Here is a 26301-nt window from a genome sequence, read left to right as displayed (position 1 = left end):
GCCGCGAACCCATCATAAGGGGGAAAACTGTTACCTATGTATCCGGTTCAAACTGTTACCCATCTATCGGCTGGACAGCAGCCGCGCCCTCGGCACCTATTTGGTGGCGTTGAAAATTGGCGAAGCGCCGATGACTGCGTCTTTCTCCCCGTCACTATACGGGGAGAAATGTCCGGCAGGACAATGAGGGGCAGCGCTACCCTTGAACAAGTTCATCACTGCCCCGGCGGGATCAGCCTGAAATCCGGCAGCTCACGCAAAACCAGTTCAGGCCCGGCCGGCGAATAGACGACGAAAAGCTGCATCGGCCCGTCACCGGTGTTGAGCGTCGAATGGAAGCGGCTTTCCGGCACATAGATGGTGCAGCCGGGGCCGACTTCTGCCACCACCGGATTGCCCTTTTCGTCCTCGACCATCTGCTCGCCATGACCGGAGATGACGAAGATGATTTCTTCCGCGCCCGGATGGTTGTGGCGCGTGTGGCCCTTGCCGGAGGGCAGGTCGACCACGCCGCCGGAAAAGCGGGTTGCGCCATTCACCTCCGGCGCCACCGTCAGCGCCAATTTTCCCCAGTCGAAACCGAAGGCGCTGACGTCCTTCGGGTAGACAAACATTTTGCTCTTGTCGGTCATCTCTCTCATCCCTTCTTTTTCTTCGTGGTCTTCTGGCCACCAAGTGTCACCGCCTTGAAATCGGCCGTCTGTTTGGCGATCGCGGCTTCCGCCGGCAGCCGTTCCATCGAGCTGGCGCCATAGAAGCCGTGCAGACCCTTGGCATGGGAGAGGATGTAACGGGCGTCGTCCGGCATCGAGATCGGCCCGCCATGGCAAAGCAGGATGACATCCTTGCGCACCGAGCGCGCGGCATTGGCGATGGCGTCGATCTCGACGATGCAGTCGTCGAGCGACTTGGCTGAGGTGGCGCCGATCGAGCCGCCGGTCGTCACGCCCATATGGGCGACGATGATGTCGGCGCCGGCCTTGGTCATGGCGCGGGCCTCGTCGGGGTTGAAGACATAGGGCGTGGTCAAGAGGTCGAGCTTGTGCGCCTCGGCGATCATGTCGACCTCGAGGCCGAAGCCCATGCCGGTTTCCTCGAAGCTTTGCCGCATGCTGCCGTCGAACAGGCCGATGGTGGGAAAATTCTGCACGCCGGAAAAGCCCATGGTCTTCAGCTCGGCCAGCAGCAGCGGCATGATGACGAACGGGTCGGTGCCGTTGACGCCGGCCAGCACAGGCGTGTGTCTGACCACCGGCAGCACCTCATAGGCCATCTCCTTGACGATCTCGTTGGCATTGCCATAGGCGAGCAGGCCAGCGGCCGAGCCGCGCCCGGCCATGCGGTAGCGGCCGGAATTGTAGATGATGATGAGGTCGATGCCGCCGGCCTCCTCGGCTTTCGCCGACAGGCCGGTGCCGGCGCCGCCGCCGACGATCGGCACGCCCTTGTCGATCATCCCCCTGAATTTCTTCAATATGTCCTTGCGCGGTATGGCGGGCATTTTTTGAGATCTCTCACTGTCTGGCGATGTCGAGGAAGGCCGATGTTGCAGCCTTTGCGAATTCCGGGTCGTTGATATGCAGCGGTAGGCGTGTCACGCGGCGCTTGCCGTTGGGCTGGATGGTGCGCTCGATGGCTTCGAACAGAACGGCGTCGGCTTCCGGGTCGAAGAAGGCGCCGCCTTCGATGTCGAGCGCCGAGACGCCTTTTTCCGGGATGAGAAAATGCACCGGCCCTCCGCAGCGGGCGAGCCTGGTGCCGATCCATTCGCCGATCGCACGGCATTCGTCCGCCGTGGTGCGCATCAGCGTGACATTGGGATTGTGCTCGTAGAAAAGCCGCCCGCGATAGTGGTCCGGAATGGTCGAAGGCGCCCAGAAGTTCACCATGTCGAGCGCGCCGACGGAGCCGACATAGGGCAGCCCCGTGCGAACTATGGCGCCGAAACGATCGTCAGTCGCCGGCAGCACGCCGCCGAACAGCAGATCGCAGACTTCGGTCGTGGTGATGTCGATGATACCGGACAGCAAGCCGCTGTCGGCCAGCTTTTCCATGCTGCGGCCGCCGGTGCCGGTGGCGTGGAAGACCATGCAGTCATATCTGGAACGGAGCTGGTCGGCGATGGCGGTCACGCAAGGCGTTGTGACGCCGAACATGGTGAGGCCGATCGATGGTTTGCCGTCGGGTGGCGGCGCCGGCTTGGTTGTCATGCCTACGATCGCCTGGGCGGCATTGTGCAGCACGACACGGGAGAGCCGGTTCAGTCCGGCCATGTCGGTCACCGCTGGCATCATGATGATGTCGGAGACATCGACATAGGGTGCGGTATCGCCGGAGGCGAGCGTCGAGACCATGATCTTGGGCAAGCCGAGCGGCAGGGCGCGCATGCCCGACGTGATGATCGATGTGCCGCCACCGCCGCCGATGCCGATCATGGCTGCGACGTCGTTGCGCGATGGGGCAAAGCGGGCGAAGGCGATGCCCATCGCGGCGACCGCGGCGCCACGGTCATTGCCGCCGAGCACGGCGTCACGGCCGCCGGGATGATGGTCGGCGATTTCCATAGCGCCGATATCGACGGGGATGGTTGCGTCGCGCGTTCCGACATCGACACGGCAAACGATGGCGCCCGCAGCAGTGATCGCATCGGCCAGGAAGGCGAGCTCCTCGCCCTTCGTGTCCGCGGTACCCGCCACATAAATACGCTTCATTTGCGCTCCCCCGATCCTGGCAGGCGCGATGCCGCCCCCATTGCTCATTGCCCGGGCCACTCGACGATGCGGACACCATTGCAAATTTTTGAGACGCGCGTATCGTATTGGCATGAATGTCTCACGTCAACAATCCGCTGCGAGCGACGACGCTGAACGGGCAACCGGCCCGGTGCCCGAACGTGGTCCGCGCGCGCGGACCAAACGGCTGATGCTGGAGACGGCAACAAGGCTGATGCAGGCGGGCGTCACGCCCTCGGTCAGCGAGGTCGCCGAGGCGGCCGAGGTTTCCCGTGCCACCGCCTATCGTTACTTCCCGAGCCAGTCGGCACTGGTGCAGGCCGTCGTCGACGAGGGGCTGGGGCCAATCCTCACCTGGCAATCGACCTCCGCCGATGCCGAGCGCCGGGTCGCGGAGCTGTTCGATACGGCCATGCCGCGCATCGAGGCCTTCGAGGCCACGTTCAAGGCAGCACTGAAGCTGTCGCTCGATCAATGGGCGCGGCGTCAGGCCGGCACGCTGGGCGGCGAGCCCGCCTTTACGCGCGGCCACCGCATCGACTTGCTGAAAGATGCGATCGCGCCGCTCGAGGGCCGTTTGCCGCCGCGCGACTTCAAGCGGCTGGCGCAGGCGCTGTCGCTGATCTTCGGCGTCGAGGTGCTGATTGTGCTCAAGGATATCTGGGGACTGGACAGCCGCCGGACGAGGGCGGTCGCACAGTGGGCAGCCGGGGCGCTGGTGCGTGCGGCAGTCGCGGAATCGATCGATGAAGGAGGCAGCCCCGATCCGAAGGCAGTCATGAAATAGAGCCTATCTGGTTCGACCAGATTGGCATGCACGCTACTGATCTTAGCCGTTGAGTGGGGTGTCGGACAATACCCAATCATATCACTGAGTAGGAAAATCTTGGTAAAACAGGCAGATAAAGCCGGAATCCGATGGCAATGACCACGTCAAGCTGTCAAGAAAGGGCTTGACGTGCATGCAAAATTGGTAATACCAGATTGGATCAGAAAAGCGGATCGAAAGTGAGGGCTGCGATCCATTTTCCGGCAGGGGCGAGGAGGCTCGAAACCGGGAAGGTGCGATCACGGGAGGAACTACCAGGGCCGGCCCCGTTGCCGGCTCGCACGATAAGGTAGAACGCGCACAAGGGAGGAAATCATTATGCGCAAGTTAGTGACCAGCGCACTTGCTGGTATCGGCTTAACGCTTGCCTGCGGAACGTCCGTTTACGCGCAGGACAAAGAACTCACCATATTCTGGGCGGAATGGGATCCGGCGAACTATTTGCAGGAACTCGTCAACCTCTACGAGGCCGAGACCGGCGTGAAGGTCACGGTCGAAACCACGCCTTGGTCCGACTTCCAGACCAAGGCATTCACCGAGTTCAACGCCAAGGGCAGCGCCTACGACATGGTGGTCGGCGACTCGCAGTGGATCGGTGCCGCATCCGAGGCGGGCCACTATGTCGACCTTACCGACTTCTTCAACAAGCATAATTTGAAGGAGGTGATGGCGCCGGCGACTGTCAAGTACTACGCCGAATATCCGTCGGCCTCTGGCAAGTACTGGTCGATCCCGGCCGAGGGTGACGCAGTCGGCTGGTCCTACCGTAAGGACTGGTTCGAGGACCCCAAGGAAATGGAAGCCTTCAAGGCCAAGTATGGCTACGATCTCGGCGTGCCGAAGGATTTCAAGGCGCTGCGCGACATTGCCGAATTCTTCCACCGTCCCGACCAGAAGCGCTACGGCGTCGCCATCTACACCGACAATTCATATGATGCCCTGGTGATGGGCGTCGAGAACGCCATCTTCTCCTACGGCGGCGAACTTGGCGACTATGCCACCTACAAGGTCGACGGGATCATCAACTCCGATCAGAACGTCAAGGCGCTCGAGGTCTACAAGGAACTCTATTCCTTCACACCTCCTGGTTGGGCCAAGAGCTTCTTCATCGAGGACAACCAGGCGATCACCGAGAATCTGGCTGCGATGAGCATGAACTACTTCGCCTTCTTCCCGGCGCTCATCAACGAAGCCTCGAACCCGAATGCCAAGAACACAGGCTTCTTCGCCAACCCTGCCGGCCCGAACGGCGACCAGTTCGCCGCGCTCGGCGGCCAGGGCATCTCCGTCATCTCCTATTCCAACAACAAGGAAGAGGCGATGAAGTTCCTGGAATGGTTCATCAAAGACGAGACGCAGAAGAAGTGGGCGGAACTCGGCGGTTACACGGCAAGTGCCAAGGTGCTCGAGTCGCCTGAATTCCAGAACGCCACGCCTTACAACAAGGCTTTCTACGAAACCATGTTCAAGGTGAAGGACTTCTGGGCGACGCCGGAATATGCCGAGCTGCTCATCGCGATGAACCAACGCGTCTATCCGTACATCACCGGCAATCAGGGCACGGCCAAGGAAGTGCTCGATTCGCTCGCCGCGGACTGGAACGCGACGTTCAAGAAGTACAACCGCGTGAAGTAAGCGGTACTAACGCTCGGAAGGGGTGGGAGCCCACCCCTTCCGTTTTCTTTTCTCAAGGAAGGAACTGGCTTTGGCCACTGCAGTCATGACCACGCTGGATCCCAACTCGCGCTCCGCCACCCGCGGCATGAGCGACCTCACGATCCGAAATCTCTTCATCATTCCGACGATCGTTTTCCTGATCGTCTTCAACATCTTTCCACTGCTCTATTCGCTCGGCTATTCGTTCACCGACTTTCGCGCGTCGAGCCCGGCGGCGGCCAATTTCGTCGGACTGCAGAATTACCGCGAACTGCTCAACGACCCGTTCATCTGGTCGAATTTCGCCATCACCGCCAAATATGTCATCGTCTCCGTGGTCGGTCAGGTCATCGTCGGCTTTGGCGTGGCGTTGCTGCTCAACCGCGATATCCCGCTGAAGGGCCTGCTGACGACACTGCTGCTGTTGCCGATGATGCTGTCGATGGCCGTCGTCGGTCTGTTCTGGAAACTGCTCTATGATCCGTCATGGGGTGTCATCAACTATGCACTCGGCCTCGGCAATTTCGAGTGGCTGTCTAACCCTGACATGGCGCTCTACGCGGTTGCCATCACCGACATCTGGATGTGGTCGCCCTTCGTCATGCTGCTGTCGCTTGCCGGCCTGTCGGCAGTGCCGAAGCACCTCTACGAGGCGGCGGCGATCGACCGCGCCGGCTCGTTCTATACCTTCTTTCGCATTACGCTGCCGCTGGTCGCGCCGATTCTGATGATCGCGATCATCTTCCGCACCATGGAGGCGTTCAAGACCTTCGATCTCGCCTACATCCTGACCAGCCAGCCAACCACCGAGGTGATCTCGATCCGGCTCTACAAGATGGCGTTCCAGGAATGGCAGACCGGGCGCTCCTGCGCGCTTGCCTACATCGTGCTGATCATGGTGCTGGCTATCACCAACATCTACGTCAAATACCTCAACAAGGTGAAGGAGCGCTGAGATGGCCGCCGTCCGCACTTCTTCCGAAATCGGCTTCAATCGCGTCGCCATCGTCGTTGTCCTTTTGGTGACGATCATCTTCCTGGCGCCGATCTACTGGATTGCCTCGACGGCGTTCAAGCCGCGCAATCTTGCCACGACCATCCCGCCGACGGTGGTGTTCCAGCCGGAGATATCGCCCTTCGTCAAACTGTTCACCAAGCGCTCGCAACTGCGTAGCGCGCCGACGCCGGAAGAGTATGCGGCAGCGCCCTGGTGGGAGCGCGTCGTCTTCGACGGCGGTGAAAAGATCGTGCGCGACGGCAAGGGCCAGGTGCAATGGTCCGGCTATCCGAGCCGCTTCATGAACTCGCTGATCATCGCCATCACCTCCACGGTGCTGGCGGTCGGCATGGGCACCTTCACCGCCTATGGCTTTTCGCGCTTCAAGGTGAAGGGGGAGGCTGACCTGCTCTTCTTCATCCTGTCGACACGCATGCTCCCGCCGGTGGTGGTGGCGATCCCGATGTTCCTGATGTACCGGGCGGTCGGCCTCAACGACACGCATGTGGGCCTGATCATCCTCTACACCGCCTTCAACCTATCCTTCTCGGTGTGGCTGATGAAGGGTTTTATGGATGAGATACCGAAAGAGTATGAAGAGGCGGCCCTGGTCGACGGTTACACGCGCATGGAGGCCTTCTTCAAGATCGTGCTGCCCGAGGCGGCCACCGGCATCGCCGCCACCGCGGTGTTCTGCTTCATCACCGCGTGGAACGAATATGCCTTCGCACTGATCATGACCAACCGCCGCGCCCAGACCGCACCGCCCTTCATCCCGAGCCAGGTCGGCTCGGGCCTGCCGGACTGGACGGTGATCGCCGCCGGAACCTTTCTATTCCTGCTGCCGGTCGCGATCTTCACGTTCCTGCTCCGCAACCATCTGCTGCGCGGCATGTCCTTCGGAGCGATTCGCAAATGAGCTTTCGTGCCATCAACCAGAAATATCTGGAGCCCGGTTCGCAGGTGCTGATGGTGCTCGGCATCATAGCACTCTGCCAGCCCTGGAACCTGTTGTTGCACACATATGGCCTGACCATCATCCTGATCGGGCTGGTCGGCTTCAACGTAACCTCCAAGATCGCGCCTGAGGAAAAGGCCGGCACCGGCCAGGTGCGCAATCCGGGAGCACAGCATTGACCCAGATCGAGCTTCGCGGCGTCCAGAAATTCTTCGGCGCCGTCCAGGTCATCAAGGACCTGAACCTCAAGATCGCCGACAACGAGTTCATCGTTCTGCTCGGCCAGTCGGGCTGCGGCAAGACGACGACGCTGCGGGCCATCGCCGGGCTGGAAACGATCGACGAGGGCGACATCCTCATCGACGGCAAACCGATCCAGCATCTAAAGGCCGCCGACCGCGACATTGCCATGGTCTTCCAGTCGTTCTCGCTCTATCCGCATATGAGCGTCTACGAGAACATCGCCTTCCCCTTGCGCGCCACGCGCAAGAGCAAGACGGAGATCGACAGCGAGGTTCGCTCCGTCGCCAAGACGCTGCAGATCACCGATCTGCTGGATAAGAAGCCATCGGCGCTCTCGGGTGGCGACATGCAGCGCGTCGCCATTGGCCGGGCGCTGGTGCGGCGGCCGAAGGCCATGCTGATGGACGAGCCGATCGGCGCGCTCGACGCCAAGCTGCGCGAGGAGATGCGGGCCGAGATCAAGCGGCTGCACATCAAGCAAGGGTCGACGACCATCTATGTGACGCACGACCAGATCGAGGCGATGAGCCTCGCCGACCGCATCGTCATCATGCATGAAGGCGTGCTGCAGCAGGTCGGCTCGCCCGACGAGGTCTATTCGCACCCGGCCAATCTGTTCGTGGCGCAATTCGTCGGCAGTCCGGTGATGAACGTCGCCGATGCGGCAGTCGCCGACACGGCGTCCTCGGTCTCGGTGACGGTCGGCGGGGCTCCCGCCGGCTTCGAGTTCCCGCGGGCGCTGCTGTCGAAGCTCAACGGCCATGCAGGCGGCCAGCTCGCGCTCGGCATCCGGCCGGAAGGCGTTCTCATCCGCCGCGAGGCGACGGAGGGGTTTTTGCCGGTCGAGACGCAGATCGTCGAGCCGCTTGGCTCCTTCGACATTGTCGATCTCAAGGTCGGCTCAAAGATGCTGCGCGCACGCACCAAGAGCGGCTTCGTCGCCGGTCCCGGCCAGAAGGTGTTCGCCAGGATCGATCCGGCCCAAGCGCATTTCTTCGACACGGCAAGCGGCAAGTCGCTGGGAGTGAGATTGTGATGGCCGAAGGACACGAAAGGCCAATGACTTGGCCCTTCGAACAATCGAACGCCCGGAGCTATAGCGGAGGGCAGACGCCCTCGAAAAAGAGATCGGGACGATAGACATGGCCCATATCCAGCTCAAGAACATCTCGAAGACTTTCGGCAACCACACTGCGCTCACCGGGCTCGATCTCGATATTGCCGATGGCGAGTTCTTCGTGCTGCTGGGCGAGACGGGCGCCGGCAAGACGACGACGCTGCGGCTTATCGCCGGCCTGGAAAAGCCGAGCGAAGGCCAGGTCTTCATCGACGGCGTCGACGTCGCCGACTGGGGTGCGGCCGAGCGTGACGTGGCGCTGGTGCTGCAGCAATACTCGCTCTATCCGCGCTACACGGTGCGCGAAAATCTCGAATTCCCGCTGAAGCCAAAAATTCGCCGGCTGCCCGACGCCGAGATCAAGGATCGCGTCGACCGTGCCGCCCGTACGCTGCGGATCGAGCACCTGCTCGACCGCAAGACGGATCGGCTGTCCGGCGGCGAGATGCAGCGCGTCTCGATCGGCCGCGCCATCGTGCGCAAGCCGCGTGTGTTCCTGATGGACGAGCCGCTGTCTGCGCTCGACGCCAAGCTGCGCGAGGCGCTGCGGACTGAACTGAAGAACCTGCAGATGCAGCTCGGCGCCACCTTCCTGTTCGTCACCCACGACCAGATCGAGGCGATGTCGATGGGCGACAAGGTCGGCGTGCTCAACCATGGCCGCATCGTTCAGACCGGCACGCCGCACGAGATCTACAACAATCCGCGCGATACCTATGTGGCGAGCTTCGTCGGCTCGCCGCCGATGAACCTCATCGACGGCAAGCTTGTGAACGGCCGCGCGGTGATGGCTCCGTTGAACTTCGAACTGCCTTTTTCGGGGGGAGCCAAAGCGGGCGGGGCGACCGACGGTCGCCCGCTCGTCTTCGGCATTCGTCCCGAGGACGTCTATCTCGAGAGCGGCGCGCCGGTCGAGGCGCATGTTCACGACGTCGAGAACCACGGCGTCGAAAAGATCCTGACGCTGCGCGTCGGCGACGCGACACTGCGTGCCACCGTGCCGGCCAGGACCGACGTCGCCATCGAGCAGGCGGTGCGCTTTGCCTGGAACCCCGACAAGGTGGTGCTGTTCGACAAGGGCAGCGGCGTCAGCTTGCGACACGCCTCATAAAGCGCGTCGCGCTGAAACGGATTCATGCGACGCGCTTTAGGTCTTTGTTTTTGTGCATGTCGTTCTCCCAAAATTGGAGTGCGCCCCTGGGGGTGGACAGATCGTCCTGAGGAATTGACCATGGCTGTCGGGTTTTCGGAGAGAGAACCATGGCAAGACATCGTAGCTACAGCATCACGTTCAAGCGTCAGGTCGTGCAGGAATATCTGTCGGGCGAGACGCTGCACAGTTTGGCGAAACGGCATGACATCACCCGCACCCTGATCGGTGTCTGGATTGGCAAGTATGAGGCAGGCGGCTTCGATGAAGATACGGCTTCGGCCACTCTGATCACGGAATATGAGGCGCGGATCGCCGCGCTTGAGCGGCTGGTCGGCAAGCAGGCTCTGGAGCTGGAGTTTCTAAAGGGGGCTCTGAAAAGCGCTCCGCGGCCGAAAAGCGGGACTACATCCGCCATCATCGGCCCCCCGGCCTCTCCGTCGCCGAAGGATGCCGGCTGATGGATCTGGCGCGTTCGACCTTTTATGACCGTCCGCAATGGCCGGCCGATGACACCGCTATCGTTGAGACGATGTTCGCGATCTGCGACGAATTCGAGTTTTATGGCTATCGCCGCGTGAGCGCGGCCTTGCGCCAGCAAGGCTTTGTGGTGAACCACAAGAAGATCCGCCGCCTGATGCGCGATCACGACCTGCAACCGAAGGTCAGACGCCGGTTCGTCGCCACGACCGACAGCAATCACAACAGTCCGATCTTCCCCAATCTGGCAAAGGACATCGTCCCGACCGGTCCGAACCAACTCTGGGTCGGCGACATCACCTATGTCGCGCTACCGGTCCGCTTCGTCTACGTCGCCATCATTCTCGATGTTTGGTCGCGCATGATCGTCGGCTACGCCATCAGCCGCGCCATCGATGCTCGCCTGACGGGCGCCGCCTTGCGCGCCGCAATCGAGCGCAGAAAGCCTCCGCCAGGCTGCGTTCACCATTCCGATGGCGGCTCCCAATATGCCGCCGAGACTTACCGGCAGCTTCTCGCCGGCCACGGTCTGGCGGGCTCGATGGGCCGCAAGGGCAATCCTTATGACAATGCCAAAGCGGAGAGCTTCATGAAGACCCTGAAGCTCGAGGCGGTCTATCCGATGGCGCTTGAAACCTTCGAGGAGGTTGCCGAGCACCTTCCCCACTTCATCGACCAGGTCTACAACAAACGCAGGCTCCATTCGGCGCTGGGATATCTCAGCCCGCAACAGTTCGAGGATCAACATATCCGGCAGACGGGCAAAACCGCAGCCTGATCAGTGTCCACCCCCAGGGGCGCACTCCAAACCGAGGTCACTTTTGGGCGACATGCGTGAGGCCGCATCCCAGCCTATTTCTGGAAGTAGGTTTCGTAGGGCGTGTCGTTGATCAGCAGGATCACGCATTCCGTGTCGGAGACGCAGGCGTCGTCATGCATCTCATTGGCTTTCTGGGTCCAGTAGGATCCAGGAGGCAGTTCGACCTTGGTCGCCTCGCCGCCATCCATCTGCCAGTGCGCCCACAGCCCCTTTATAACCACCGCACGGTAATCCGCGGTGTGCGCATGGACCGGTGCACGCCAGTTGCCGGGAACCTTCAGCAACGTGCCTGCCGGACCCTTGGCCCGCTCGCCCCACAATGGGCCAAGACGATGCGGCTGGTCGGGTACTTCCGCCACATAGGGGATCTTGTCGGCCGGCAGGTAGCTGTCCTCGAGGGCAAAGGCGCGCCCGGGAACCGCAAGCATGACGGCGAGTGCGATGACCTTCAGATGATTTGGCATGGTTCTCCTCTTCGGACCCGACTGGACGCCGGCCGCTGGCTGCCTGGTTATGGCAAGCTATTGCATGCGGGTGGCCCGGCAATGGCATTGCGTCCGGAAGGCTTGGCAATTCATCCAGACCCGGCAATTCATCCAGACCCTGCGATCCATGGCCGCGGATCCGGGATCGTCTCAGCGGTTTTCGGAGGTGCCGTCGACGGTGCGCAGGTGGCTGGGCGCGATGCCTATGATGCGCTTGAACGCCCGGCTGAACGACGCTTCGGAATCGTAACCCAGTCTGGCGGCGACCACCGAAACCCGCATCCGATCGTCGATCAGCCATTGCCGCGCCTGGTGCATGCGTATCCGGGCGACATATCTCGCCGGTGTTTCGCCAACGACGGCCGTGAAGCGTTCGGCGAAGGCCGATCGCGAGGCGCCCATTTCGCGCGCCAGCGCTTCGACAGTCCAGTTCCTGTCGGGCTGCAGATGAATGGCGGCAAGTACGCGGCCGATGTCGCGATCCCTGATCGCCGCGATCCAGCCTCTGGTGTCGCCGCCGCTGTTTTCCACCCATGAACGGATGATGCTTGCAGCCAGTACGTCGGCCAGCCGCGCCAGCATGCCGCCGGAACCGGCGCGGTTCATGGTGATCTCGCCGGCCATGGCTTGCAGCAGATGCGGAATACCTGGCTCGCCAGCCATCAATTCCTTGGCGCGCATCATGTCCGGCATCATGCCCAGCAAGGGGTGCGATCCGTCCAGGTTGAAGTGCATGCTGCCGCAAAACAACAAGATTTTCGGGCCGTGGCCGCCATTGGAGACATTGAAGACATTGTCCTGCAAAGGCTCGACAGTGTAGCTTTCGATCGGCACGGCAGGAATGCCAGGCGCGCTGGCAACGACATGCTCGGCGCCGCGCGGCAAGAGCAACGCATCGCCGGGTGTCAGCTCAATCCATTCTCCGGCTGGCGAGAACAGCCAGCATCCGCGGCGGCCAATGAAGTGAAACCGTGCTGCCTTCTGGGCAGGAAACAACACGGCCCATGGCTCCGAAAGTTCGCAGCGGCCATAGTCGACGCCATCAAGCCGCAATCCGCGCAAGATGTCGGTGAGCGGACCCTCCGAGGCCGGCAAGGCAGTCTTGGGCGAGGTGAAAACCATGCGGATTTTTCTGAAGCAGTTCATCGTTTAACGGAAACGTTGAACCGCTCTATCTCTTTGTTTTGACGCAATTCCGGACGGAAAAACCGCTTCACACTTTTCCTGGAATTGCTTTAGCCTGGAATCGCCAGTCCGTCACGGCCTCCATGCGTCGGTCAGGGCAACGAACTCGGGTCAACGGGTTCCTTCGGAGCTTCGCCAGGCGTAGGGACGGAGCATCAAACGAAAAACCCGCCTGTGCGGCGGGTCACTGGCGCAAATCAGCACCATAGACAGAAATGTAGCATAGCTGAGGTCATCGAGTTAAGAAAAAATTCCTATCGCGAAAAGCCGGCACAAAAGCTGCCGGGACCGCCGAACTGGCGCTGCCTTTGGCAAGCTGAGTTCGAAACCCTGTGCGTCAGCTGGCCTGGCGGATATCGGCCTGTTCCTCGCCCCGGAGATGGCTGCGCGCCAAGCCGATGACGCGCTTGAAGGCGCGGCTGAAAGCGGCATCGGATTCATAGCCGAGACGCCAAGAACCATCACGGTTTTCGGGCCGGCGCCGTTGTGATGGCTGCGACGAAGCGGTTCAGGCCGTCCTCGACATAGGCGGCCACTTCGATCGCCGGGTCAAAGCTCCACCACAGCAGCGAGCCTTGCCAATGCGAGGCCATCAGCAGGCCGATGTCGCGTGGCGGGTTGGGCGTCTTGGCAAAACAGGCTGCAAGTGTGTCGCACAGGAACGCCTTCCAGGCCGCACCCCGCGCCCTGAGCACGGGATCGCGCAGATCCTCGCGTAGGACAAGCAGGCCTTCGGCATAGGATTCGATGCCGCCATAGAATTGCGACAGGGCCACCAGCAACGCGACCGCACCGGTGGGGGTTCTGGGAACGGTGGCTGCCAGCTTTCTGGTGTTCTCGTCGAGACCGTCCCAGGCGTGCAGCAAAGTGCGCTGTTTCAGCTGCGCCTTGTTCTTGAAGCGCTGCACCAGCGTTGCACCGGAGAGACCGCAGGCCTTTGCCAGACGCTCGAAGGTGAGTGCTTCGGGACCATGCTCGTGGATTAGCCGGTGCGCGGTCTCCAGCACCTGCTCGTCGGACTGGGTTTTTGGCCGTGTCATCTTGACATCCCGATATAACCGAATGATCATTTATATATATGGCGCGAACAGCACAAGCCAGCCTTGTCGGATCGATGAGTCCGTTTTTGGGAGAGTTCAATGACGCTGCAAGGGAAAGTTGCTCTGGTCGCCGGCGGGACGCGCGGCGCCGGACGGGGCATAGCGATCGAACTCGGCGCAGCCGGCGCCACCGTCTATGTCACCGGGCGCAGCACGCGGGCCCAGCAATCCGAATATGCCCGGCCCGAAACCATCGAGGAAACAGCGGAACTGGTCTCGGCGAACGGAGGCAAGGGCATCGCCGTTCAGGTCGATCATCTGGTGGCCGACGATGTGCGCAAACTGGTCGAGCGCATCCGCACCGAACAAGGCCGGCTCGACATACTGGTGAATGACATCTGGGGTGGCGAGAAACTGTTCGAGTGGGACAAACCGGTCTGGGACCACAATCTGGACAATGGCCTGCGCATGCTGCGGCTCGGCATCGACACGCATCTGATCACCGCGCACCATGCGCTGCCGCTGTTGATCGAACGTCCGGGCGGGCTGCTCGTCGAGGTCACAGACGGCACGGCCGAATACAATGCCGATCACTACCGGCTGTCGCCATTCTACGATCTCGCCAAGGTCGCGGTGACGCGCATGGCATGGGCGCATGCCCAGGATCTCGCCAAACACGACGCAACGTCCGTGTCGCTGACGCCCGGCTGGCTGCGTTCGGAGATGATGCTGGAAGCCTTTGGCGTGAGCGAGGGCAATTGGCGCGACGCCACCGCTGAGGTGCCGCATTTCGTCATTTCCGAGACACCACGTTTCGTCGGCCGCGCCGTTGCGGCTTTGGCGGCGGATCCGGACCGCTCGCGCTGGAACGGACAGTCGCTGTCCAGCGGCGGGCTGGCGCAGGTCTACGGCTTTACCGACCTCGACGGCTCACGGCCCGACGCCTGGCGTTATGTTCCCGAGGTTCAGGACGCCGGCAAGCCCGCCGATGCGACGGGCTATCGATAGGTAATTGGTTCCTGCGCAATTTCGGACGGAAAACCGCTGCGCACTTTTCCTGGAATTGCGTCAGGCGGACCGCCCGTCGAAATCGAAGACCGACAGCGTCGAAGGGTCGAGATCGGCCACGCAGTTAATGTTGATATAGGCGCTGCGTTCACGGCCCTCGCGGACATCCTCCGCAAAGGGATGGATGCCGCAAGCCCGGCAGAACCGGTGCGCGATGGCATGGTTGCCGAATGTGTAAGTGCCCAAATCGTCGCCCCAGGCCAGGACCCGCAAGGTCTCATGCGGAATGGCACACAGCAGGGCGCCCTTGCGCGTGCAGATCGAACAATTGCACCTGATGGCACCGGTCAGTTCGGCCTTGAATTCGAAGGCCACCTTGCCGCAGTGGCAGCTGCCTTTGTAGAGCATCGGGCTTTTCCTCGTATTCGACAGGGTGCAAAACTGCCTGCGCCGGGTTAAGTCTGGGCAAGCCATGCACTGGCCGCACCCCTTAAGACGTTCAAGGCGTCCGGAGCCCGACACCGAAAATGCAATCCGTTCGTGATCATCTGGAAATCATTCTTGCGCGCCTCGCCGCCCGTGCCGGCGAAGAGCACGTGTTCACGAAGCTCTATGCCGAAGCCGCACGGGCCGCGGCTGATGCCAGCGATGCCCGCAAGCGGGCAAGTGTGACGCTAGGGCCGCTCGACGGCACCATCGTCTCGATCAAGGACCTGTTCGATGTCGCCGGCGAGCCGACCACGGCCGGTTCGCTGATGCGCAAGACCGCGGCACCCGCCCAAAGCGACGCGGCAATTGTCAGCCGGCTGCGACAGGCCGGCGCGGTCATCATCGGCAAGACCAACATGACCGAATTCGCCTTCACCGCGATCGGCGACAACCAGCATTTCGGCACGCCTGGCAATGCCGTTGACGCCAGCCGCATTCCGGGCGGCTCGTCCTCGGGCGCAGGCGTTTCCGTCGGCGAGGGGACAAGCGAAATCTCGATCGGTTCCGATACCGGCGGTTCGATCCGCATTCCGGCTTCACTCAACGGTGTCGTCGGCTTCAAGCCGACAGCGCGACGCGTGCCGCTGACTGGCGCGTTCCCACTGTCCGCCACGCTGGACTCGATCGGGCCGCTTGCCCGAACCGTCGCCCAGTGTGCCGCCGCCGACGCCGTGATGGCCGGCGAGGTGCTGCCGACCGCGCTGACGCCGATTGCCCTTGCAGGGCTTCGCATAGGCATTCCGCGCGGCGTCCTTTTCGAAGAGACGGAAGACGAGGTGGCGACCGCGTTCGACCGCTGCCTTGGCAAGATCGAGCAGACAGGCGCGCGGATCGCCGACCTGTCGATCGACGATCTGCTTGCCGATTTGCGCGCGGCGACCAAGCGTGGCTCGATCGCTGCGATGGAAGGGGCCGAAGTGCATGCCGACTGGCTGGCGACAGGAGCGTCGGTGCCGGTCGACCCGCATGTCAGCGGACCTTTGTCGCGGGCGGCCATGCTGCCGACGCCTGTCTACATCAGGGCAATGCGCCGTCGCACAGCGCTCGTCGCCGCCATGGACGAGCGGCTGGCATCGGTCGATGTGCTGGCTCTGCCGACCACGCCGGTGACGGCGCCGACCATCGTCTCGATGGCTGACGGCGCCGAGCTGCGCGACCGCACCGAGGGCCTGCTGCTGCGCAACACGCAGGTTGCCAACCAGTTCGATCTCTGCGCGATCTCGATACCGATGCCGGGTACTCCGCTGCCCGCCGGATTGATGCTGGTGGCGCGCAACGGGCATGACCGGCGCCTGCTGCGGATTGCTGCCGAAATAGAGCAGCTGCTTGGCGCGTGACCAGGGCTGAACCGCCTATCAGTGCGACGAACAGTGCTTGCGTTCGCTGTCCTTGGCGGTCCGCACGATACGGGTCGCGACCAGCCAGGGCAGATTGTACTTCTCGCCGGTGATGGTCTGGGTGCGGTGCTCGATCGAACCCCTGACGACGATCTTGCCGGCATAAAGCGCGTCGGAAAGATCGGTTATCGCCTTGTCGGCCTGCGGCAATCCGCTTGGATCGATCGAGACGCCCTTGATGATCGCCCCGGTGGCAAGGTCGAGCACGCTGTTCGACGGGCAGGGCGCCTTGAAGCAGCGCAGTCCGTTGTCGCAATAGACATAACTGCTTTCGGCCGCGAATGACGGCATGGCGCAGAGCGAACAGACGACGACTACCAGGAATGCGAGCCGTGGATCGGACATGGCTCTCAACGTCGCGGAGAATTGGGGCGAAACCGCGATGTGTTACGGGCTCGCCGGAAACCGCCGCCGATAGTGATCGACCACTTCCGGATTGCGCAGATTGACCGGCAGCTTGTTGGCCAGCACCAACAAGGCTTCACCCGCCGCGCCGACGCCCATGCGCATCATCGATTCCTCGGTGATCCCGGCCATGTGCGGCGTGATGATGACATTGTCGAAGCCGAAATAGGGATGGTTCGACGGCAGCGGCTGTGTCGCAAAAACATCGAGCGCGGCACCGCCGATACGGCGTTTCTGCAACGCCTCGATCAGCGCATCGTCATCGATGACCGGTCCGCGCGACACGTTGATCAGCAGCGCATGCGGCTTCATGCGGGCGATCCGCTCACGGTTGATCAGGCCGCGCGTTTCCGGCGTCAGCGGGCAGCACAGAACGATGATGTCGCTCTGCTCGACGAGAGCGTCGATCGACAGGAAACCGACCTTGTCAGGCGCCGGCTGCATGCTGCGCGTCGTTGCCACCACCTTCAGGTCGAAGCCGTGCGCGGCGATATGGCCAACCGCCTGGCCGACGGCGCCGAGGCCGACGATGCCGATCGTCTTGCCGGCAAGCTCGCTGCTGGAATTGGCGTGCTCGCGGCCGGCGAGCCAGCCTTTGGTGCGCAGGTCGCGGTCAACGACACGGAAGTTGCGCAGCAAGGCGAGCGCCGCGAACATGACGTGCTCGGCAACCGAGCGGGCATTGACCGCCGGCACATTCGCCACCAGCACGCCGGCCGCCGCCGCTGCTTCCATCGGGATCATGTCGAGCCCGGCGCCATGACGGATTGCCGCCCGCAGCAGCTTTGCGCCGTCGAAAAGCTGTGGTGGCAGCGGCGCGCGCACGATGACGATATCAGCATCCTTCGCCTCGGCAGCCAGCGTGGCCGGATCGATGGCGGAGGCGACGACGAGTTCTCCGGCGCCGGCCAGCATGGCCGAGGCGCGCGGGTGCAGGGCGTGGGTCGTGAGGATACGGGCCATGTCGGTCAAGCTTTTTCGAGCGCCGGGCTTTGAGGTTCCTCGCCATGGCCCTCGATCAGGCCTTTCCAGTAGCTCTCAGCCCCTTGCAAATGGGCGCTCATCAGCGCCTGGGCGAGATTGCCATCGCGGCGCAGCAGCGCCTCATAGATCTGGATATGCTCGGCATGCGAGCGCACGTTGCGCTCGGGGTCGTTGAAATAGATCGGCAGGCGCTGCTCGCCCATCATGTAGTAGACGCTGCAGACATTGTGGAAGACGCTGTTCTTGGTGGCGCGCACGATCTCGAGGTGGAATTCACGGTCTTCCCTGGCAAGCCCTTCGCCGGCGGCAATGCGCTCTTCCGAAGCTTTCAGTATCTCGCGCAGCCGCTCGAAATTCTCCTCTGTGGCGCGCGAACAGGCAAGTTCGGCCGCCTTGATCTCGTGGATTTTGCGCAGTTCGACCGTTTCGTAGATCTGGATCGGGTCGAGCGGCAGGCCCGCGCGCGCAAAAAGCGCCATGGCCTCCACGCTGGCCTGCTTGGTGTCGATGTAAATGCCGGACTTGGCCCGGCGCTCGACGATGCGCATGGCCTCCAGGATGGCCAGCGCCTCGCGGATCTGGCCGCGGCTGACGGCGAAATGCTCCGCCAGTTCGCGTTCCGAAGGCGTTCGGCCGCTCTCCTTGTCCGAATGGGAGAACAGGTAGGCAGCGAGTTCCGCGAGGAGGTTCTTTTCTTTCATCGTCAACCGCGTTGCGCGTGCGCCTCCAGGAACCGCTCCGAAATGGTGAATCCCAGACCCGGTTTTTCCGGGATCGCTATCATGCCGTCCCTGGCTTCGACAGTCTCTTCGACCAGATCATGGATCATCGGGTTGGCGCCGAGCGAATATTCGACGGTGAAACTCGACGGCGAGGCGGCGCAGACATGCAAGCCTGCGAAAAAACAGGGCGCGCCGGCCCACAAATGCGGTGCAAAGCGCAGATTGAAGGCGCTGGCGATGGTGCCGATCTTCATCGCCTCGCTGATACCGCCGCAGAAGGCGGGATCCGGCTGGAAAATGTCGGCGGCTTTCAGCACCGCGAGATCGCGGAAGGCATAGCGTGTCGCCTCGCTTTCGCCGGTGGCGATCGGGACGGCACCTGACGCCCGCACTTCAGCCATGCCGGGCTTGTCGTCGGCGATGATAGGCTCCTCGAACCAGGCGAGGTCCAGATCGTTGACGAGATGGATGAAGCGCTTGGCCTCGGCCACCGTGTAGGTGCCGTGCGCGTCGACCATCAGTTCGACATCGGGGCCGAGCGCCTGCCGTGCGGCCCGCACGCGGCCGGCCGAAATGTGCGCCGCGCCATCCATGGCGCCCACCCGCATCTTCAGTGCCTTGAAACCGCCCTTGGCGATGTAGGATTTCAACTGCTCGCCGATGGCGTCGGCAGCCGCCCAGCCGCCGGACGCGTAAGCCGGCATGCGATCGAGCTTGCGGCCGCCCAGCAGCCGCCAGACCGGAACGCCAAGCGATTTGCCAAGAATGTCCCACAGCGCGATGTCGACGGCGCTGATGGCGGCGATGCTCATGCCGCGCCGCGCCAGTTGCGGCATGGCGTGGCCGCCACGCGCGGCGCTGTCGTGGCGCACGCCATTGTAGAGCATCTCCCATATGACGCCGATGTCCGCCGGATCGCGGCCGACCAGCTGAGGCCCGACCTCATGGTTCAGCATGTGGACGAGTGCACCGTAGCTGCCGGCACTGCCGGCGGCGTTCTTGCCTTCGCCCCAGCCGACCAGCCCGTCATCGGTTTCGATGCGCAGAATGGCGGCGTCGAAGGTCGTCACCTGACCGAAGTCGCTGCGGTGCTGCCGAGCGGCTTCGATCGGAACGCGGATCCACCAGGCTTGGACGGACTTGATACGCATATTCTTCCCCAGCCCCGCCGCCGGTCAGGGCGGAAGGGCGAATTTCCCAGAGGCAGTCGGCTACTTGATCAGCGGCAATAACGTTTCGGCGTTGATGCGCATCTGGTCGGTGTAGAATTTCTCGGTGAGCACGCTGGAGCCGTGGTCCTGGATGAACTTCAGCTGCTCGGGCGAGATGTCGACCGGATTGCGCTCGACCATGTCGGGATAGGGGGCTGCCGGCGTCCGGTCGACGGGCGCGACGAACTCATTGGTCAGCGCGCCGTCGTAGCCGATCTCGCGCAAGGTGGCGACGATCTTCGGCCAATCGATCTGGCCGAGGCCGGCGGCAAACCGGTTGTTGTCGGCGACGTGGAAGTCGAACAGGCGCTTTCCGACCTGCCGGATCGCGTCATGGACGTTAAATTCTTCCATGTGGATGTGGTAAGCGTCTAGGCACACGCCGCATTCGGGGCTGACCGCGTCAGCCAGCGCCAGTGCCTGGGCGCCGCGATTGAACAGATAGGTCTCGAAGCGGTTGAGGGGTTCGACAGCGATCTTGACGCCGACCTTCTTGGCGTGGGTGAAGCATTCACGGGTGGCGTCGACGACCCACTTCCATTCCTCTTCCTCGGTCCCGTCAGGCACGACCTTGCCGACGGTGGCCGGAACCAGCGTGATGATCTCGCCATCGAGTTCGCTGACCATGGTCAGCACGTCCTTGACATACTGAACGGAACGCTCGCGCTGGCCCTGGTTCCTGGCGGCAAGATTGCGCTCGCCCAGCATCAGGGTCACCGCGCCCCAGCAGCGAATACCATGCTCCTTCAGCAGCGCCCGGGTCTCCTTGGTCTTGTACTGCTCGGGCTCGCCGGAAATCTCGATCGACTCATAGCCGAATTTCTTGATGCGCTTGAGCGTCGTCTCCAAGGGTTCCGCGCGCATCCAGTTGTGCGTCGAAAGATGCATGGTCTGTCCTTCCCAAATCGTCTCTATGGTTCGCCTGCGACATGCATCGCCAAAAGGCGACACAAAGGTTCCTCCCCAAGGCGTTCCCAGCCTTTTTTCGCAAACTGGTTCGACCAATTGGGCCTGAAGCGAGGTCTACAGCAAATTCTCCAGATCGGCAAGAAGCGCTGGGGTGCAACTCTCTCAATGGATTATTTCCTTGATTATATTGAGATATATAGGCCTGCAACAGTTGATTTTGGGGTCTTGATGGCGCATTGCGCGGCTTGACCAAATTTCCACATTTGGTAATACCAGAATGGCGGTGCGTGCAAGCACCCGTTGAGAAAAGACCAAAGTGGCTGGCCCTGCTTCCAATCGGCGCTATGCTCGGTCGAGAGAGAAATGAGGGAGGATGCGATGCCGACGACAATGAAGGGCCCTGGGCTGTTTCTGGCGCAGTTCGCGGGCGACGCCGCGCCGTTCAACTCACTGGCGTCGATCACCAAATGGGCGGCCGGTCTCGGCTACAGGGGCGTGCAGATCCCGACCTGGGACGCGCGGCTGTTCGACCTCAAGAAGGCGGCTTCTTCCAAGGCCTATTGCGATGAGGTGAAGGGCATCTGCGCTGACGCCGGCGTCGAGATCACCGAACTGTCGACGCATCTGCAGGGGCAGTTGGTCGCGGTTCATCCAGCCTATGACGCGCAGATGGATGGCTTTGCGCCGCCGTCGGTGCACAACAATCCCGCAGCCCGGCAGGAGTGGGCTGTCGAGCAGATGAAGTTCGGCGCTAAAGCATCGCGCAATCTGGGCCTGAATGCTTCAGTGTCGTTTACCGGCTCGCTGGCTTTCCCTTACCTCTATCCGTTCCCGCAGCGACCGGCTGGACTCATTGAGGAAGCGTTTGGCGAGCTCGGCAAACGCTGGAAGCCGATCCTCGACGTCTACGAGGACAACGGCGTCGATGTCGGCTATGAAATTCACCCCTCTGAGGACGTGTTCGACGGCGCCACTTTCGAGATGTTCCTCGACGCGGTCGGCGGCCACAAGCGCTGCAATATCAACTACGATCCGTCGCACTTCCTGCTGCAGCAGCTCGACTATCTAGAATTCATCGACATCTATCACGAGCGCATCAAGGCGTTTCACGTCAAGGACGCCGAGTTCAACCCGACCGGCCGGCAAGGCGTCTATTCCGGCTACCAGAGCTGGACCAACCGCGCCGGGCGCTTCCGTTCGCTGGGCGATGGACAGGTGGATTTCGGCGGCATCTTCTCCAAGCTGACGCAGTACAATTATGATTCCTGGGCGGTGCTGGAGTGGGAATGCTGCCTGAAGCATCCGGAGGATGGCGCGGCCGAAGGCGCGCCTTTCATCGAGCACCACATCATCCGGGTGACCGAAAAGGCATTCGACGACTTCGCCGCCGGCACTACCGACAAGAAGATGCTGCGCGCCATGATGGGCATCTAGCGCGGTTTCCCCTCCCCCTCGAGGGGAGGGTGGCCCGAAGGGCCGGGAGCGGTCGGTTCATGCCGAGCTCTGCCTCAACGACCCCACCCGATCCGCTGCGCGGATCGACCTCCCCTCAAGGGGGAGGTGAGCAACAGCGAGGAGCAAGATATGGTCGAAGCATCGAAGTCGGAAACGGGAGGCGGCCCGATCCGCTATGGCATGGTCGGCGGCGGGCAAGGCGCCTTCATCGGCGCGGTGCACCGGATCGCGGCGCGGCTGGACAATGATTTCGTGCTGGTTGCCGGTGCTTTGTCAGCCGACCCGGCCCGTGCCAAGGCCTCGGCCGCCGAACTGGGGCTCGACCCCGCACGCAGCTATGCATCCTATGCCGAGATGGCCAAGGCCGAGGCGAAGCGCCCCGACGGCATCGAGGCGGTGGCCATCGTCACGCCCAACAATGTCCATGTGCCGGCGGCAAAAGCTTTCCTCGAGGCCGGCATCCACGTCATCTGCGACAAGCCGCTGGCGACGACGCTGGCCGAGGCGAAAAAGCTTGCGGCGATAGTCGAGAAGACCGGCAAGGTGTTCGTGCTGACGCACAACTACACCGCCTATCCGATGATCCGGCAAGCACGCGAAATGGTCGCCAAGGGCGTGCTCGGCGACATCCGCATCGTGCAGTCCGAATATCCGCAGGACTGGCTGACCGAGGATTTGGCCGCGACAGGCCAGAAGCAGGCGGCGTGGCGCTCCGACCCCAAGCAGGCAGGCGCCGGCGGTGCGCTGGGCGATATCGGCACGCATGCCTACAACCTCGCCCGCTTCGTCTCAGGGCTGGAACTGGACTCCCTGTCGGCCGATCTCGACGCCTTCGTGCCGGGCCGGCTACTCGATGACAACGTCAACGTCATGCTGCGCTTCAAACCTATCGGCAAGACGCATCCGGCCAAGGGCATGATCTGGGCAAGCCAGGTGGCGCCCGGCCACGAGAACGGGCTGAAGCTGCGCATCTACGGCTCCAAGGGCGGGCTGGAATGGGTGCAGGCCGACCCGAACTATCTCTGGTACACGCCGTTCGGCCAGCCGAAGCAATTGATCACCCGCAACGGCGCCGGCGCGCTGCCGGTGGCGGGCCGTGTCAGCCGCGTGCCGTCGGGTCATCCCGAGGGCTATCTCGAAGGTTTCGCCAACATCTACCAGGAGGCCGCACGCGCCATCCGCGCGGCACGCCGCAAGGGCGGCAAGCCGCCCAAGGACGTCGTCTTCCCGACCATCCAGGACGGCGTCGAGGGCATGGCCTTCATCGAGGCCTGCGTGAAATCGTCGAAGAAGAATGGGGCGTGGACGAAGCTGTAGTCGCACGGCGGGTAACGAAGGCCCCCTCACCCGGATTGCCAGCCGAATTGCGAAGGGCAATTCGGGGCAATCCGACCTCTCCCCGAGGGGAGAGGAGGAAGCCGAGGCCCGTGCTCGTCTCTTCTCCCCTCGGGGAGAAGGTGACCGCGAAGCGGCCGGATGAGGGGACTTTGCGCGAAGCTGACGGGAACAGCCCGCACGCAGCATCAAATGGGGAGGGGCGTCGATGAAAATCGGCATGTGCATGTTCTTGTGGACGACGGCGGTGTCGAAGAAACACGAGCCGCTGTTGCGCGACATCAAGGCGACCGGCTTCGATGGCGTCGAGATACCGATCTTCGCCGGCGCGCCGGACGACTACAAAAAACTCGGCGATCTGCTCGACCGCATCGGACTGGAGCGAACCTCTGTTTCGGCCATGGGCGATCCGGCGATGAATTTGATCTCGGCCGACGCGGCGACGCGCAAGGCCGGGGTCGACTACATGAAATGGGCGATCGACTGCGCGCAGGCACTTGGCGCCAGCACGCTGAGCGGCCCGCTGCATTCGACGCTCGGGTCGTTTTCCGGCTCCGGACCGACCTCTGCCGAGAAAAAGCGCTCCGTCGCCTCGCAACGCGCGATCGGCGACCATGCCGGCAACAAGGGCGTCACCATCGGCCTCGAGGCGCTCAACCGCTTCGAATGCTATCTCCTCAACACGATGGCGGATCTGTCGGAGCATATCGACGCCATCGACCGGCCGCACATCAAGGCGATGTACGATACTTTCCACGCCAATATCGAGGAGGCCGACCCGATCGGCGCCTACACGAAACATCGCAGGAATGTCGTGCATATCCATATTTCGGAGAATGATCGCGGCGTGCCGGGGCGCGGCAACATTCCCTGGACAGAAACATTCTCAGCCATCCGCAAGAGCGGCTATGACGACTGGCTGACGATCGAGGCGTTCGGCCGCTCGCTGAAGGACTTGGCGGCGGCAACGAAGGTGTGGCGCGATTTTTCCGAGACGCCGGAAGCGGTCTATCGGGAGGGGTATAGGCATATCAAGAGCGGGTGGAAGAAGGCGGCTTAGGCGCCCTGACCCATTTTCTATTTGCGTTCGCGGCGGTTGCCAGGTGGTTCCCCCGCTCCGTCTCGGCTTCGCCGAGCCACCTCTCCCCCCTCCGGAGGGAGAGGAAAGGGAGCTTGGTGGCTGGTCTAGAAAGACAGGCGTCGGCTCGGACAGCCTGGCGCCTTTCCTCTACCCCGTCGATCGGGGGAGAGGTGTCGAGCGTAGCTCGACGGAGTGGGGGGCGATCCTTGGGCGCCGGACGAGACGACTTGCGCTTCTGCATCACAAGCCTACCCCTGCTCGGCCTGGATCCTGTTGTAGTCGTGGATTGTCCGGCTCAGCCGGCGGCGCAGGAAGTTGGAGATGTTGTCGAAGATGAAGACGACGAACAGGATCAGCAGCACCATGTAGAAGACGTTGGCCCAGTTGGAATTGGTGCGCATCGCTTCCCAGAGCTTGAGGCCAATGCCGCCGGCGCCGACGGCGCCGATGATGGTGGCGCCGCGGGTGTTGGATTCCCACTGGTAGAGCGTCTGGCTGATGAAGATGGGGATGACTTCCGGCATCACGCCATAGCGCTGCACCAGCAAGCCATTGGCGCCGGTCGACTTGATGCCCTCGCGTGGCTTGTCGTCGATGTTCTCGAGGCTTTCCGAATAGACTTTGCCGAGGGTGCCGATCTCGGTGAAGAAGATGGCGGCACTGCCTGCCAGTGGGCCGGGGCCGAAAGCGCGGGTGAAGAACAGCGCCCAGATCAACATGTCGACTGAGCGCATGAAATCAAAGAAGCGCTTCAGGATCTGGCTGAGCAACCCGCTGGGCGTGATGTTGCGGGCGGCGAAGAAGGCAAGCGGAAAGGCGACGATGCCACCGAGCAGCGTGCCCAGAAAAGCCATGACAATGGTCTGTAGCAGCTTCGTCCAGACGTCGCCGTGCTGCCATTGGGCGTTGTTCCAGATGTTGTTGCCGGCCAGCGCGAGGTTCGAGGTGCCCGGCTTGAGTTCGGGCCCGGACACGATCAGCGAGATGACTTCGCCAGCGGACTTGCCGAAGAAGGGTGAGCGTGTGTCGAACACGAAATTTGCCCAGCCGAGGAAGCGTTTGCGGACTTTTACCCGGTCTACGGTGACGCGCACCTCGCCGACAAAGCCCATCTTGGCGACGATTTCATCGTCATGCACGGTCACCCAGTCCGGCACAGGGCCCGAGACTACCGGCTTGCCGCTGGTCAACGCCACCGGCACTGTTTGTCCATGAGCAACAATGGTCGCATAGGTCTTGTCGAACGTGACGGACTTTGCCTGGCCATCGATCCGCACGGTGAAGGAGCCGTCGGCATTCTTGATTACCCAATCCGGATTGGGATTCTCGCCCAGCGCCGAAAAACGCGGATATCTGGGCGTAATCTCCGGCTGGTCGAGCCGGAATTCCGGTTGCAGATCGTAGCTGACCCATTGCGTCAGGAAGAGCGGCAGCCGTTCCCAATGCGATTCGCGCAAAACCTGCGGCAGGCTGAAGAACCATAAGGCATAGACGAGATAGAGGAGCGTGCCGACGAACAGGAGCAACGGGCCGAAGCGCTTGTAGGCCGGACGCCGGAACACGTGCGGGTAGCGTTCCTCGATCGCTTTGATTTCATCGACGGTCATGGCCAT

At 62.3% G+C, this 26301-nt stretch carries 28 protein-coding genes and 1 pseudogene; 15 read left to right on the top strand and 14 right to left on the bottom strand.

All coding sequences use genetic code 11. The features are described from left to right. The coding region (locus AC0L24_RS07960) for a hypothetical protein (protein WP_473563628.1) at positions 1–187 on the top strand (187 nt) is incomplete at its 5' end. 28 nt (positions 188–215) lie between these two features. On the opposite strand, the gene AC0L24_RS07955 is transcribed toward AC0L24_RS07960, so the two are convergent. The 3 genes from AC0L24_RS07955 to AC0L24_RS07945 are packed head-to-tail and all read right to left on the bottom strand — an operon-like array spanning position 216 to position 2711. After that, on the bottom strand, positions 216–632 hold the full coding sequence (locus AC0L24_RS07955; protein ID WP_128363562.1) for a cupin domain-containing protein: 417 nt from the start codon (positions 630–632) through the stop codon (positions 216–218). Positions 633–637: 5 nt separating this feature from the next. Further along, entirely contained in the window at positions 638–1501 is an 864-nt protein-coding gene (locus AC0L24_RS07950; protein WP_127809253.1) for a phosphoenolpyruvate hydrolase family protein, read from the bottom strand. Between the two features lie 13 nt (positions 1502–1514). Continuing rightward, positions 1515–2711: a Tm-1-like ATP-binding domain-containing protein gene (locus AC0L24_RS07945; protein ID WP_473563627.1), complete on the bottom strand. Its 1197-nt coding sequence runs from the start codon at positions 2709–2711 to the stop codon at positions 1515–1517. Between the two features lie 112 nt (positions 2712–2823). Here AC0L24_RS07945 and AC0L24_RS07940 point away from each other — a divergent pair, with 112 nt between their 5' ends. From AC0L24_RS07940 to AC0L24_RS07900, 9 genes are all read left to right on the top strand, one after another. Continuing rightward, positions 2824–3519 (top strand): TetR/AcrR family transcriptional regulator, encoded by a 696-nt coding sequence (locus AC0L24_RS07940; protein ID WP_127809255.1) that lies wholly within the window; start codon positions 2824–2826, stop codon positions 3517–3519. A gap of 360 nt (positions 3520–3879) precedes the next feature. Next, positions 3880–5196, top strand: coding sequence for an ABC transporter substrate-binding protein (locus AC0L24_RS07935; RefSeq protein WP_023812445.1), 1317 nt, complete (start codon positions 3880–3882; stop codon positions 5194–5196). Positions 5197–5266: 70 nt separating this feature from the next. Continuing rightward, positions 5267–6172, top strand: a complete 906-nt coding sequence (locus AC0L24_RS07930) for a carbohydrate ABC transporter permease (protein ID WP_023812446.1) — start codon at positions 5267–5269, stop codon at positions 6170–6172. A gap of 1 nt (position 6173) precedes the next feature. Further along, positions 6174–7133, top strand: a complete 960-nt coding sequence (locus AC0L24_RS07925) for a carbohydrate ABC transporter permease (RefSeq protein ID WP_127268334.1) — start codon at positions 6174–6176, stop codon at positions 7131–7133. After that, positions 7130–7351, top strand: a complete 222-nt coding sequence (locus AC0L24_RS07920) for a hypothetical protein (RefSeq protein ID WP_127268335.1) — start codon at positions 7130–7132, stop codon at positions 7349–7351. The genes AC0L24_RS07925 and AC0L24_RS07920 overlap by 4 nt, the downstream gene beginning before the upstream one ends. Then, positions 7348–8451 (top strand): ABC transporter ATP-binding protein, encoded by a 1104-nt coding sequence (locus AC0L24_RS07915; RefSeq protein ID WP_127809256.1) that lies wholly within the window; start codon positions 7348–7350, stop codon positions 8449–8451. Before AC0L24_RS07920 ends, AC0L24_RS07915 begins: the two co-directional genes overlap by 4 nt. 106 nt (positions 8452–8557) lie before the next feature. Further along, complete coding sequence (locus AC0L24_RS07910; protein WP_127268316.1) at positions 8558–9643, top strand: ABC transporter ATP-binding protein; 1086 nt, start codon at positions 8558–8560, stop codon at positions 9641–9643. Between the two features lie 149 nt (positions 9644–9792). Further along, positions 9793–10143 carry a transposase gene (locus AC0L24_RS07905; RefSeq protein ID WP_127809257.1) on the top strand — a complete coding sequence of 117 codons (351 nt, stop codon included), beginning with the start codon at positions 9793–9795 and terminating at the stop codon, positions 10141–10143. Then, positions 10092–10940, top strand: a complete 849-nt coding sequence (locus AC0L24_RS07900) for an IS3 family transposase (RefSeq protein WP_127809258.1) — start codon at positions 10092–10094, stop codon at positions 10938–10940. The genes AC0L24_RS07905 and AC0L24_RS07900 overlap by 52 nt, the downstream gene beginning before the upstream one ends. A 74-nt stretch (positions 10941–11014) precedes the next feature. Here AC0L24_RS07900 and AC0L24_RS07895 read toward each other — a convergent pair whose 3' ends face one another. The 4 genes and pseudogenes from AC0L24_RS07895 to AC0L24_RS07880 form a co-directional block, all read right to left on the bottom strand. Beyond that, positions 11015–11446, bottom strand: coding sequence for a DUF4437 domain-containing protein (locus AC0L24_RS07895; RefSeq protein ID WP_127397009.1), 432 nt, complete (start codon positions 11444–11446; stop codon positions 11015–11017). Between the two features lie 171 nt (positions 11447–11617). Further along, positions 11618–12589, bottom strand: coding sequence for an AraC family transcriptional regulator (locus AC0L24_RS07890; RefSeq protein ID WP_164873788.1), 972 nt, complete (start codon positions 12587–12589; stop codon positions 11618–11620). A 400-nt stretch (positions 12590–12989) separates the two neighbouring features. Next, positions 12990–13103 (bottom strand): annotated as a pseudogene (locus AC0L24_RS07885) (AraC family transcriptional regulator); the annotation flags it as partial. Between the two features lie 10 nt (positions 13104–13113). Then, positions 13114–13692 carry a TetR/AcrR family transcriptional regulator gene (locus AC0L24_RS07880; RefSeq protein WP_245481867.1) on the bottom strand — a complete coding sequence of 193 codons (579 nt, stop codon included), beginning with the start codon at positions 13690–13692 and terminating at the stop codon, positions 13114–13116. 99 nt (positions 13693–13791) lie between these two features. On the opposite strand from AC0L24_RS07880, the gene AC0L24_RS07875 reads away from it, so the two are divergent. Further along, the gene (locus tag AC0L24_RS07875) at positions 13792–14700 is read left to right on the top strand and encodes an SDR family oxidoreductase (protein ID WP_127318772.1); all 909 of its coding nucleotides are present in this window, start codon (positions 13792–13794) and stop codon (positions 14698–14700) included. Between the two features lie 60 nt (positions 14701–14760). Here the strand turns inward: AC0L24_RS07875 and AC0L24_RS07870 are convergent, their stop codons facing one another. Next, positions 14761–15108, bottom strand: coding sequence for a GFA family protein (locus tag AC0L24_RS07870; RefSeq protein WP_127268321.1), 348 nt, complete (start codon positions 15106–15108; stop codon positions 14761–14763). Between the two features lie 119 nt (positions 15109–15227). Between AC0L24_RS07870 and AC0L24_RS07865 the strand changes: the two genes are divergently transcribed. Continuing rightward, positions 15228–16526, top strand: a complete 1299-nt coding sequence (locus tag AC0L24_RS07865) for an amidase (protein WP_127809261.1) — start codon at positions 15228–15230, stop codon at positions 16524–16526. Positions 16527–16544: 18 nt separating this feature from the next. On the opposite strand, the gene AC0L24_RS07860 is transcribed toward AC0L24_RS07865, so the two are convergent. Genes AC0L24_RS07860 through AC0L24_RS07840 form a run of 5 tightly spaced genes read right to left on the bottom strand, consistent with a single transcriptional unit; the run spans position 16545 to position 20796 of the window. Beyond that, positions 16545–16931 carry a hypothetical protein gene (locus AC0L24_RS07860; RefSeq protein WP_127809262.1) on the bottom strand — a complete coding sequence of 129 codons (387 nt, stop codon included), beginning with the start codon at positions 16929–16931 and terminating at the stop codon, positions 16545–16547. A gap of 42 nt (positions 16932–16973) precedes the next feature. Beyond that, entirely contained in the window at positions 16974–17954 is a 981-nt protein-coding gene (locus tag AC0L24_RS07855; protein ID WP_127809263.1) for a hydroxyacid dehydrogenase, read from the bottom strand. A 5-nt stretch (positions 17955–17959) separates the two neighbouring features. Then, positions 17960–18676: a FadR/GntR family transcriptional regulator gene (locus AC0L24_RS07850; RefSeq protein WP_013529506.1), complete on the bottom strand. Its 717-nt coding sequence runs from the start codon at positions 18674–18676 to the stop codon at positions 17960–17962. A gap of 2 nt (positions 18677–18678) precedes the next feature. Beyond that, complete coding sequence (locus AC0L24_RS07845; RefSeq protein WP_127318762.1) at positions 18679–19848, bottom strand: mandelate racemase/muconate lactonizing enzyme family protein; 1170 nt, start codon at positions 19846–19848, stop codon at positions 18679–18681. Between the two features lie 60 nt (positions 19849–19908). Then, positions 19909–20796: a sugar phosphate isomerase/epimerase family protein gene (locus tag AC0L24_RS07840; protein ID WP_027037785.1), complete on the bottom strand. Its 888-nt coding sequence runs from the start codon at positions 20794–20796 to the stop codon at positions 19909–19911. A gap of 399 nt (positions 20797–21195) precedes the next feature. On the opposite strand from AC0L24_RS07840, the gene AC0L24_RS07835 reads away from it, so the two are divergent. From AC0L24_RS07835 to AC0L24_RS07825, 3 genes are all read left to right on the top strand, one after another. Next, positions 21196–22251, top strand: coding sequence for a sugar phosphate isomerase/epimerase family protein (locus AC0L24_RS07835; protein WP_127269536.1), 1056 nt, complete (start codon positions 21196–21198; stop codon positions 22249–22251). Positions 22252–22401: 150 nt separating this feature from the next. After that, a complete protein-coding gene (locus AC0L24_RS07830; protein WP_292635689.1) occupies positions 22402–23589 on the top strand; it encodes a Gfo/Idh/MocA family protein in 1188 nt (395 codons plus the stop codon). A 226-nt stretch (positions 23590–23815) separates the two neighbouring features. Next, positions 23816–24667: a sugar phosphate isomerase/epimerase family protein gene (locus tag AC0L24_RS07825; protein ID WP_127809264.1), complete on the top strand. Its 852-nt coding sequence runs from the start codon at positions 23816–23818 to the stop codon at positions 24665–24667. A 269-nt stretch (positions 24668–24936) separates the two neighbouring features. Here AC0L24_RS07825 and phnE read toward each other — a convergent pair whose 3' ends face one another. Next, entirely contained in the window at positions 24937–26301 is a 1365-nt protein-coding gene (gene phnE / locus AC0L24_RS07820) for a phosphonate ABC transporter, permease protein PhnE (protein WP_127809265.1), read from the bottom strand.

It is taken from the genome of Mesorhizobium sp. WSM4809 (assembly GCF_055811655.1).
This window is presented reverse-complemented; position numbering and strand designations above follow the sequence as displayed.